This window comes from uncultured Pigmentiphaga sp. (assembly GCF_937950555.1).
GTDB lineage: Bacteria > Pseudomonadota > Gammaproteobacteria > Burkholderiales > Burkholderiaceae_B > Pigmentiphaga.
Genome location: NZ_CALFCW010000034.1, coordinates 23,893 through 34,482, shown reverse-complemented (window position 1 = coordinate 34,482; position 10,590 = coordinate 23,893). Strand labels below are relative to the sequence as shown.

Here is a 10,590-nt window from a genome sequence, read left to right as displayed (position 1 = left end):
GATGCATTACTCACCCGTTCGCCACTCGCCGCCAGGCCGAAGCCCGCGCTGCCGTTCGACTTGCATGTGTAAGGCATGCCGCTAGCGTTCAATCTGAGCCAGGATCAAACTCTTCAGTTCAATCTCTAGTTTCTTCGTACTACGAGGTTTACACCCCGCGGCACGATCGCTTGCGTACTCAAAGAAATCACCGGTAAATTGGATTTACCTACTGATTTCCTTTGCGAGCACTTGATTCATTTTGCGTCGACCAGCCAAGTCAGTTTTACCCAACTCAGCCGTCTCGCGCCCAAACCAAGCGCCCACACTTATCGGCTGTTAACTTGTTAAAGAACGGTACTGCCTACTTCTCTTCCCCCCCGCCGGCGCTGCGCCTTTCGTTTAGCGCTGCGTCATCAGCGAAGAAGCGAGATTATGAAGAAGTTTTTTTCGTCTGTCAAATCGCTCAGTTCGCTACGCTCACCTCCCGATTCGATCAAGCCGCCGTGCCCATCCGGCACCGCAAACTTCCTCTCTCGATGACTACCCCACCGCACCCGCCTTCTGGCGTAACTGCTGGCACAAGGCCGTCATCTCACTCGCCGCAACCGCCGCTTCGCTCTTGCGTTGCGTCGTTCGCGTCGAGAACGAAACTATAGCACGGTTTTTCCGGTGGGTGCAAACCGGGCCCGACAATGCCAAGGAACGGCTCCGGCGGGTAACCGCGTGAGCCGTTCGGGCCCGCGCCTGCATCAAGAAGGTGCGTGATCCAGGCCGATGTCCAGCACGCCCACGCTGTGGGTCAGCCACCCTATCGAGATCAGGTCCACGCCCGTCTTGGCCACCGCCGGCGCCGTCTGCGGCGTAATGCGGCCGGACGCCTCCGTCACCGCCCGGCCATCCACTCGGCGAACGGCTTCGGCCATGGCCTCCACGCTCATGTTATCGAGCAGAATGGCGTCGACTTTCAGCTCGAGCGCTTCGTCCAACTGCTCCAGCGTGTCGACTTCCAGTTCTATTTTCACCAAATGGCCCACGCCTGCACGGGCGCGCCGCACCGCCTGCGCCACGCCGCCCGCAATCGCCACGTGGTTATCTTTGATCAACACCGCATCGTCCAGGCCGAACCGGTGATTGGAGCCGCCGCCCACACGCACGGCGTACTTCTGCACGATGCGCAGGCCCGGCATGGTCTTGCGCGTGCACACCACCCGCGCGCGCGCATCGCCGATGGCGTCCACCACTGCCGCGGTAGACGAGGCGATGCCGCTCATATGACAAAGGAAATTGAGCGCGGTGCGTTCTGCCATCAGCATGGCGCGGGAGTTGCCCTCCACCATGGCGATCACGTCGCCCGGCCGGATACGGCTGCCGTCGGGCTTGCGTATGTCGACCCGGATTTCCGGGTCGACCAACTGGAACGCCAAGCGCGCCACATCCATGCCGGCCACCACGCCCGGTTGGCGCGCCACCAGCGCCGTCCTGCCGCGATGGTTGGCCGGCACGATGGCGTTCGTCGTCAGATCTCCCGCGCGCCCCAGGTCTTCCAACAAGGCAGTTCGAACCAGCGGCTCAATCATGACTTGCGGAAGCGGGGCGACATCCCACTGCTCGGTCTCGCCCCTGCCGGAGGCGCCCATAATATTTATGCTCATTTTGAGTATTTTCCGTGGAAAAAAATGGCGGCTTTAGCCTCGTCCTTTATGCTAGATATGAGCATAAAGACTGTCAATAGGGATAGCCGCGCCCAAGGAAGAAGAACGTCTCAATTGCTCCGCGCGAGTGGAAGCTTGGTACCACTCAGGGCGCGCTCCAGCAGTACGTCTCCGCGGAAGCGGAACAATTTGGCCGGACGACCCGGCGTTTCGGTCGACAAGGCACCGGTCTCCTCGACCAACTGCTGCTGTTCGATGAAGCGGCGGAAGTTCTGTTTGTGCAGGTAGCGCCCCGACAACGCCTCCACCACTTGTTGCAGCTGCAGCAGGGTGAAGGCTGGGGGCATCAATTCGAACACGACGGGCCGGTATTTAATCTTGGCGCGCAGGCGCGCGATGCCAGTGGCGAGAATGCGCCGGTGATCGTGACGCATGGGCTGACCGAGCGGGGAAAGCCCCGGCCGTCCCGTCCTGCGGGCGGCCTCCTCGACGAGGCCAGCTTCGAATAGCAGCTCATAGCGCTGCAGGACGAGCTCTTCGTTCCACGAGCGGGATCCGAGTCCAAAGCACAGGTCGACACGCTGTTGGCGTGCGCGTTTCAGGGCCGGTTCCGATGCCGAGGACACCCACTCGCACAATGCACCCGCGATCAAAGCATCCAACTCCGCAGACGGCGAACGCCGGTCTTCCCACGGGAAATAGCGATACCAGCCATGCCATGCCGCGTCCGCACCGGAAACAGGTCCTTGCCGGGTCAAAGCCAGGTAACTGATGGAGATGACCCGCTGCTCAGTCTTCTGCTCGGTACGGTCGCGATCGGCAAAGGTATAAAGCTGCTCGACGTACCCCAGCGGATGATGTGTCTGCTCTTCGACCCAAGCCCGCAGCCCGGCTTGCAGCGAACGGTGGCCCGACTCAAAAGGCCCGGACGGCAGCATGCTCCCATCGTGCGTCGTCAAGACCAGCGGCTCGGAGTCGGTTGCAGCCACGAGCACGGCGACCAACTCGGCGGTCAGGGGATGTTGAACAGCGGCAGTCAAGGATAGGAAAAGCGAGAAAGAGTGGAAAAATGACCAAGCGGATGGGTAGGCTCAATGATACCTATCTGGGGCCGCCAATATAGACGCCGGGCGCGACCCGGGCCGCCCCGCCAGGGCCGGCGGCATGATACTTGCGGCGCTTGGCGGTTGCCGCCGGACCCTACGGATTGGGGAGACCGTCATGACGACCGCTTCGAAAACACCTGCCGCACGGGCCACCGCAGGAACGACCTTGCTGCCACCCGCCAACCAGCGCAACCTTCCGACCTCCGCCCACGGCACGCCGAGCCGTGTCACCACAAAGGATAAAAAGCCGCCCTCCGCCGCTGCTCCCTTGCGCCCCCAGCGCCGCGACTAAGGCTTGGGGGCCGGCACGCGCCGGCGGCGTGCAAGGGTCATTTCTTGCGTAAATCGCTCCAATCCGCCGACGTGACCGACAAAATGGCTGCCAGCCAGAGCACCATCATGGCCATCCAGCCCGTGGAACTCGGATAACCCCGGGACAGCATATAGGCCGTGCAGCCAATGGCGACGAGCACCAGCCACGGGGCACGGCGGCGGTTATAGCTGCCGCGCGTATCATCCGGCCGCCGCCGCGGGTCCATGAAAAGTCCCATAGCATCCTCCATCAAAACCAGCGCCGCATTGTAGAAGATAGAAGATCGCTCATGAAAACCAGCGGGCGACGCCGATCCGCTAGCCCGCCAGCAAAGACATCCCCAGCTGGGCCCTGCGTTGCAGCCACAGGCTGGGCCGATAACGCATGTCGCCGGTCACCCGGACCAGGTTGCGCAGGATCTCGACGATGCGGGCGGCACCCAGGGCATCCCCCATGGCCAGCGGCCCCTGGGGATAGCCCAAGCCTAGCCTGACTGCCTGGTCGATGTCCGCCGGAGTTGCGATGCGCTGCTGCGCGATCTCGCAGGCAATGTTGACGATCGTGGCAACGATGCGCTGCGCCACGAACCCGGGGGAATCCTGGATCACCGTGACCGGCGCACCGTCGGCGGAAAATTGGGCGGCAGCCGCATCGAGCCACCTCGACTCCGTCAGGGGAGTCGCCATCAGCGTACGCCTGCGCCCCACCGGCAGCCCGTGCAAGGTGTCCACGGCGACCGTCCGGCGCGCATCCAGCCCCTGGTCGCATGCCGCGGTGGTGGCGTCCTCCCCGTACGGCGTCACCACGATCAGTGCATCATCCCCCGGGTGCGGCCCATCCTGGACCCGGGCCTCCATCCCCAGCAACAGCTCGACCACCGCCGCCCGCGCATCTGGCCTCACCGGCGACACCCAAACTTCGGGTAGGGGCGTGACGGATGGTCGAGGCGTTTCGGGCTGCACCTGTTTCTTGCCGTCGACATAGGTATAAAACCCCTGCCCGGTCTTGCGCCCGAGCAAGCCTCCGGCCAAGCGCACCGTCGTCACGGGCGAAGGACGGAACCGCGGCTCGTCGAAAAACTGGGTGTAGATCGACTCCATGACGGGGTGCGAGACGTCCAGGCCGGTCAGGTCCATCAACTCGAAGGGCCCCATCTTGAAGCCGGCCTGTTCGGTCATGATGGCATCGACCTGCGCGCAGGTCGCCACGCCTTCCTGCAGCACGCGCAGCCCTTCGGTATTCAACCCTCGCCCCGCATGGTTGACGATGAAGCCGGGCATGTCTTTCGCGCGCACGGGCGTGTGCCCCATGCGACGTGCCAGTTCCGCCAGGGCATCGCCGACGGCCGGGTCGCTGCGCAAGCCGTCCACGACCTCCACGACTTTCATCAGCGGCACGGGATTGAAGAAGTGGTAGCCCGCGACGCGGGAAGGACGCGCGCAGGCGGAAGCGATCGCAGTAATGGACAACGACGACGTGTTCGACGCCAGGATGCATTCGCTGCTGACGATGTCCTCGAGCTGCCGGAAGAGGTTCTGCTTGGCATCGAGCCGCTCGACGATGGCCTCGATCACCAAGTCGCACTCCCGCAACGCTGAAAGATCCTCGCACGGCTCGATCGCCTCGAGGGCGGCCGCGGCCTGGGCGGCATCCAGCTTGCCACGCTGGACCAGCTTTTCCCAGGTCTGCTGCAAGAACTCGCGCGCGGAGGCAAGCGCGGTCGGCGCAGCGTCGTACATGGACACCCTGAGGCCCGCCTGGGCGGCGATCTGCGCAATGCCGCGCCCCATGGCGCCGGCGCCGACGATGCCCACGTGCTGGATCTGCTTCATCGATATTTTCTCCTTCCGGCCTTCAGGCCGCATATGCCTTGATCGTCTCCCGGGCGATGACGAGCTGCTGGATCTGCGAAGTGCCTTCGTACAGCCGGAACAGGCGCACGTCTCGGTAAAACCGCTCGACTGCGTATTCCGCGATGTAACCCGACCCACCGTGGATTTGCACGGCGCGATCTGCCACCCGCCCCACCATCTCCGTGGCAAACAGCTTGCAACACGAGGCTTCCAGCGTAGTCGGCTCGCCGCGGTCCCGCTTGCGCGCCGCGTCGAGCACCATCGTGCGCGCAGCATACGCCTCGGTCTGGCTGTCGGCGATCATGGCCTGGATAAGCTGGAAGTCGGCAATGGCTTTTCCAAACTGCTTGCGTTCCGTAGCATAACGGACGGATTCGGCGATGAGGCGCTCGGCCATGCCCACGCACACGGCAGCAATGTGCAGCCGGCCCTTGTCCAGCACGCGCATGGCGGTCCGAAAACCGTTGCCCTCCTCACCGCCGAGCAAGGCGCTGGCCGGCACACGGCAATCCTCAAAAATGATGTCGCAGGTCAGAGAGCCCGCCTGTCCCATCTTGCGATCGGGCTTGCCAAGCGTAATACCCGGCGTCCCGGCTTCCACCAGGAAGCAGGAAATCGCATCGGCCCGGCGCCCTTCCGCGGTACGCGCCATCACCGTGTAGAGCCCTGCTATCGGAGCATTGGTGATGAACCGCTTCGTGCCGTTGAGCACGTAATGGTCGCCGTCACGCCGGGCCGTCGTGCGCAAGGAGAGCGCATCGGATCCCGCCTCCGGCTCGGTGAGCGCGAACGACCCGATCAATTCCCCGCTCGCCAATTTGGGCAAGTATTTCTTGCGCTGCTCATCCGTACCCGCCAGCACGATCGCCTGTGAGCCGATCCCGATGTTGGTGCCGGCCAGCGACCGGAACGCCGGCGACGTCCGCCCCAGCTCCATCGCGATCAGGGCCTCTTCCTCCATGTTGAGGCCGAGCCCCCCATACTCCGGCGCAATGGACAAGCCGAACAAGCCGAGCGCCTGCATTTCCTCCCGCACTTGCGGCGGAATCGAACCGCTTTCCGCCACCTCGGCCTCGAGCGGCATTAGGCGTTCCGTGACGAAGGTGCGCGTGGCCTCGACCAGCATGCGCAAAGTGTCCGCGTCTAATGACATGATGATCCCCTTCAAGAAGCCGGTCGCACGCACAGGCCGGCGTACAAAAGCTCGAAATACTCGAGCGCGATGTGTTCGGCCTTACTGCCATGGCCGGGTTTGAACCAGCGCGACATCCAGTTCAGCAGTGACAAGACGGCGCGCCCCGAAACGGCCACCTGGCCGGCGCGGAACACGCCCTCCTTCACGCCCTGCTCGAGGATGCGGCGCAAGAAACGCTCGTACTCATCGCGCAACCGCGCCGCATCCTCGCGATAATGCGGGCTCATGCCGCTGAACCCCACCAGCATGGCGACGAAGCTCCAATAATTGCGCTCGAGATACGCGGCGTGAACAGTCATGAATACCCGCAGTTTGTCCACGGCGGAGGTTTCCGCCTGTACCGCGGGAAAGACTTCTGCGATCAAGCCCTCCAGCGTACGCAGGATGATGGCGTCGTAGATGTCCTGCTTGGTTGCGAAATAGTGGTAGATGGCCGGTTTGGTCATCCCGATGGCGGCAGCGAGCTCATGAATGGAGCTGTTCTCATACCCGCTTTGCGCGAAGAGCTTGGAAGCCTCGAGCAAGATGCGCTCGCGCGCGTCGGCCACCACCGGCGGGCGTCCGGGGCGGCGCTTTTTGGGAGAGGATGCCGTCGTCATCATGGCTGGGCCCGCGCTATTTATTTACCGATCGTTCGGTAAATAATAACCGCAGCATGCGCCCATGCCAAGCCCGCGCTCCCGGTTCCGCCCCGCTCGCATGGCGGGACGGCAGGCGGCTCAATCCGAAGCCTTGGGCGCTGGCAGGAAATCCTCCAGCGTCATCCCCTTCTCTTTCAACAGTGCCTCGAGCACCGGCACGAGACGCCCGAGGCTTTCCTGGACCGTTTCGCGTACCGTGTCCACCACGACCTGCGTGCTGCGCTCGATTTCGACGTTCAGCCGGTCCCCGACCGTCTTCTCTTCAAAGGTGGTGACGCGACGCGTTTCGGGAATCAGCCAGACCTCGAACCAGCCCTCGGCCCGATTGACCTCGGAAACCGTCAGGCTGGCGCCATTGATGGCGATGTACCCCTTGGCAAAAACGTACTTGCGGAAAGGCTCGGGAATCGCGATGCGCAGGACACGGTTGGTGTCGGAGGAGCGGCTCTCCAGGATGGAAGTGGAAAAATCGATGTGACCGGACAGCGGGTGCCCTCCGATCTCGGCGCCATCCTTGGCCGCCCGCTCCACGTTGACCCGCGCGCCCACGCCATATTCCGACAAGGTGGTGACGTTCAGGCTCTGGAGGATGACGTCGAACGAAGCGACGGTGGGGCTGGCAATGCCGGTTACCGTCAGGCACACACCATCCACCGACACGCTGGCGCCAATGGCCAGGTCCTCGCAGAACCCCGGGGGAAATTCGAGCGTGAACGTGCGCAAGCCCTCACGGTCTTCAATGGCGATGATCTTGGCGGTGCCCTGGACGATTCCGGTAAACACGATATCCCTCTAGCGCTCGAGGACGGCGACCCCATCCTCGCGATTAATCACAGACGAGACTTTAACGCGCCGCCGCGCCGTCCACGAGTGGCCGCCCCGCGGGAGCCGCCGTTCCCGATGCGGGGGCACCAAATGTGAACAACTATCCGTCAGGCATTTGCCGACATGGCCGGCGTACCTATGATGACGCCATGGTCCCAGAAGAGCCCCTCGCACCAGGGCTCAGGAGTGCGAAGATGAAATTACCCGCTCCGTTCACCGTCGATCAACTCATAGTATTCGGTCATGCGGCGGCCGCGTTGCTGTTCGCCGGCTTTGCGCTTTGCATCTGGAATCACGCGCGCTCGCGCCGCTACCTCCTACTGTACGCCCTGGCGTTCGGCCTGTATGCCGGCGCGGCATTGCTGGCAGCACCCCAGGCGCCTGTTTTTCCGCTGCGCCTCGCCGCGGCCACCCTCTACGTGGCAAGCGTGCTCGCGCTCACCCGGGGCATGTTGGCGCGCGGCGAGGCGCAAACCGACGCCGCGCCGCTGACCGCGCTCGGCATCGGCTTGTTTGCGCTCCTGGCCTATTTCGACCTCGTCGAACGAGACGCCGCGGCCCTTGCCTACACGCTGGGCATGGGCACCGGTTCGCTGTTGCTCCTGGCCTGGATGCGGTTGAGCGCGACGCGCCCTGCCGGCCTGGAAGACCGTATCGCCCATTGGGGCCTTTTGGTCCTTATCGCGGGACACCTGCTCGGGACCGCCCTGACCGCGCGGACGGCGGGAGGCGTATTCCCCGGCGCCGGCCTCGCCCAATCCCCCGACACGATGTTGGCATCACTGGGCATGCTGGTCTTGCTCGGCGGCACGCAGCTGGCCGCGGCATGGGCTGACGTGGTGACCTCGCTCAAGCGTGAACGGATCACCGACCCCCAGACGCTGTTGCTGAACCGCCGCAACTTCGAGGAGTCCGGCTATAGCGACGTACAGCGCGATGCGGCCCGGCCCTCGGCGCTCATCCTGCTCGACCTGGATCATTTCAAGCAGATCAACGACTCATACGGGCACATGGCCGGCGACGCCGCGCTGGCCGAGGTGGGACGCATCATTCGCCAGTGCGTCCGTCACGGCGACCTGGCCTGGCGCCTCGGGGGAGACGAGTTCGCGGTCTTGATGTCGGGCGCCTCCAGCACCAGCGCCGCCCAGGCTGCCGACCGGATGCGCATGCTTCTTGCGCAGACGCGGGTGATGACTCCCCGCGGCACGTTCACCCTGACGGCGAGCTTCGGCATCGCCCAGTCCCGCATGAAGGAACCGCTCTACGACCTGTTCGCCCGCGCCGACAGGAAGCTTTACGAAGCCAAACGGCAGGGAAAGAACCGGATCGCGGCGGAAAGCACACCGGAAAAAACCTGCAGCGCGCTCGCGGAGGACGAGCGATCCCCCGAAGCCCTCACCTTGTAACGCCCAGGCAAATATCGATTGTTCACCAAAACAAGAAAGTCATTTCAAGTTTTGGAGTATTTAAAGGGATTCTTGCGCACCTATCTTCAAAGCACGGCGGTTGACCCCCAATCGCCCCGTTTCAAACACTTTGGAGAGAATGCCATGAAGACCATTGCCTACACCGCGTTGATTTCGTCTTTCCTGCTGGGTGCCGTCGCGCATGCGGACCAGAACGAGATCGGGAACGACTTTCCGCCCCCGCCCATCTCCACGACGTACGAACTGACGCGCGATCAAGTCCGTGCCGAACTGGAGCAAGCCCGGGCCAATGGCGGAATCGTCTACGCCGACGACGGCTACCCCGAGCGGGTCATCCAGTCCTCGGGGGCGCCCGTCAGCCGCGCGCAAGTACTACGCGAACTCGAGGAATACCGCACCGCCCATCGCGTCGACGGCCCGCTCGAGTATCCCCACAACCTGTAAGACTATCGTGCGAGTTTCGTCGCCGCGGCCGATACGTCCCGCAACCGGGCCGGAAAGGGGCGGCGGCGCTCGCGCGCTTTGCCGCTAGCCGGCCCAACGCTCCGCAGGCGCCCCGAGCAACCTCGACAATTCGCGTCCCTTCTCCCGCAGCGCGCGGATCTGGGCGCTGCCTGGACTCGTGTCCAGCATCGACATCGGGGCCGTAATGGTCAACCCGTACGCCACCTCGCCGTGCGTGTTCCATATCGGCACGCTCACCGCAACATAGGTAGGCAAAGTACGCAGCTCGACCACCGAATATCCTCTATCGATCACCGCCCGGCGTATGCGCTCCAGCCTGGCCTGGGCCTCGGCCTGCGTCACGGCTAGGCCGTCGGTTTCCAGCTCCCGGACCAGGACCGGCAATACCGCCGATGCAGGCAGGTACGCCGCGAAGACATGGCCGGCAGCCGTGTGCAACATTTCTACCGGCCCGTTGCGCAGGTCGAAAATGCGCCCCCTCACCGCCGCTTGATTGATCAGGATGACGGGCCCGTTACTCCAAATGACCACGGCCACGCCCAGCCCGGTTTCTTCGGCCAACTCCACGGCCGCCACGCGGACTAGCTCGAAATGGTCGACATCTCGCGCTGCCGTCATGCCAAGCGCCGCCAGGCTGGGTCCCAGCCTGTACAAGCCTCGGCCATCGCTCTTGACCATCCCGGTTCGCACGAAGCTGACGAGATAGTTATGGGCTGCGCTAGGCGCCACACCGGCCCGGGCGGCGATGTCCTTCAGCGCCACCGCCCCGGGGCCCATCTGGATCGCCACCAGGATCCGGTAACCGATCTCGATGGACTGGATGCCGCGCGGGCCCGAGGCGGGCGGAGTGAGAATGCCTGCCTGATTGGATGCCATGAATTCAAGAACCGATAAGAGGCCGACACAGAAAACGCCCAGCGCGAACACGTTCAAGGCCGCCATGCGCCGCATCCCGTCCGCCGTCGCCATCGCCAGCACCTCATATGACAGAGAACGCCGGGGGTTGACCGCCACGGCAGTGTGCAGCGTGAGCGCAGAGCCGCCGCAGTTACTCGCCTGCGTCAACAAGCAAGTCCGCGCCCATGGCCACATCTAGCTGGCGGGCGGTTTCGGCGTAAATGACTTGCGTCA

The 10,590-nt window shown here is 63.8% G+C and carries 11 protein-coding genes and 1 rRNA gene; 3 read left to right on the top strand and 9 right to left on the bottom strand.

Annotated elements, in window-relative coordinates; genetic code table 11:
• The 8 genes from Q0319_RS10350 to Q0319_RS10315 all read right to left on the bottom strand — a co-directional run.
• A 16S ribosomal RNA gene (locus Q0319_RS10350) occupies positions 1-120 on the bottom strand; the annotation flags it as partial.
• 611 nt (positions 121-731) lie between these two features.
• Entirely contained in the window at positions 732-1,634 is a 903-nt protein-coding gene (gene nadC / locus Q0319_RS10345; RefSeq protein WP_296468374.1) for a carboxylating nicotinate-nucleotide diphosphorylase, read from the bottom strand.
• Between the two features lie 110 nt (positions 1,635-1,744).
• A complete protein-coding gene (locus Q0319_RS10340; protein WP_296468375.1) occupies positions 1,745-2,674 on the bottom strand; it encodes a hypothetical protein in 930 nt (309 codons plus the stop codon).
• 395 nt (positions 2,675-3,069) lie between these two features.
• A complete protein-coding gene (locus Q0319_RS10335) occupies positions 3,070-3,291 on the bottom strand; it encodes a hypothetical protein (RefSeq protein ID WP_296468377.1) in 222 nt (73 codons plus the stop codon).
• A gap of 79 nt (positions 3,292-3,370) precedes the next feature.
• The gene (locus Q0319_RS10330; protein WP_296468379.1) at positions 3,371-4,885 is read right to left on the bottom strand and encodes a 3-hydroxyacyl-CoA dehydrogenase; all 1,515 of its coding nucleotides are present in this window, start codon (positions 4,883-4,885) and stop codon (positions 3,371-3,373) included.
• Between the two features lie 22 nt (positions 4,886-4,907).
• Positions 4,908-6,059, bottom strand: a complete 1,152-nt coding sequence (locus tag Q0319_RS10325; RefSeq protein WP_296468381.1) for an acyl-CoA dehydrogenase family protein — start codon at positions 6,057-6,059, stop codon at positions 4,908-4,910.
• An 11-nt stretch (positions 6,060-6,070) separates the two neighbouring features.
• Positions 6,071-6,700: a TetR/AcrR family transcriptional regulator gene (locus Q0319_RS10320; protein WP_296468392.1), complete on the bottom strand. Its 630-nt coding sequence runs from the start codon at positions 6,698-6,700 to the stop codon at positions 6,071-6,073.
• A gap of 120 nt (positions 6,701-6,820) precedes the next feature.
• Entirely contained in the window at positions 6,821-7,525 is a 705-nt protein-coding gene (locus Q0319_RS10315) for a riboflavin synthase subunit alpha (protein ID WP_087783227.1), read from the bottom strand.
• Positions 7,526-7,761: 236 nt separating this feature from the next.
• Here Q0319_RS10315 and Q0319_RS10310 point away from each other — a divergent pair, with 236 nt between their 5' ends.
• Both Q0319_RS10310 and Q0319_RS10305 read left to right on the top strand, forming a co-directional pair.
• Positions 7,762-8,973: a GGDEF domain-containing protein gene (locus Q0319_RS10310; protein ID WP_299452248.1), complete on the top strand. Its 1,212-nt coding sequence runs from the start codon at positions 7,762-7,764 to the stop codon at positions 8,971-8,973.
• Positions 8,974-9,117: 144 nt separating this feature from the next.
• Positions 9,118-9,438, top strand: a complete 321-nt coding sequence (locus Q0319_RS10305; RefSeq protein ID WP_087783229.1) for a DUF4148 domain-containing protein — start codon at positions 9,118-9,120, stop codon at positions 9,436-9,438.
• A gap of 84 nt (positions 9,439-9,522) precedes the next feature.
• Here the strand turns inward: Q0319_RS10305 and Q0319_RS10300 are convergent, their stop codons facing one another.
• Entirely contained in the window at positions 9,523-10,335 is an 813-nt protein-coding gene (locus Q0319_RS10300; RefSeq protein ID WP_299452245.1) for a helix-turn-helix domain-containing protein, read from the bottom strand.
• On the opposite strand from Q0319_RS10300, the gene Q0319_RS10295 reads away from it, so the two are divergent.
• Complete coding sequence (locus Q0319_RS10295; protein WP_363322265.1) at positions 10,334-10,555, top strand: flavin reductase family protein; 222 nt, start codon at positions 10,334-10,336, stop codon at positions 10,553-10,555. The two genes, Q0319_RS10300 and Q0319_RS10295, sit on opposite strands and share 2 nt — an antisense overlap.
• Positions 10,556-10,590 lie beyond the last annotated feature (35 nt).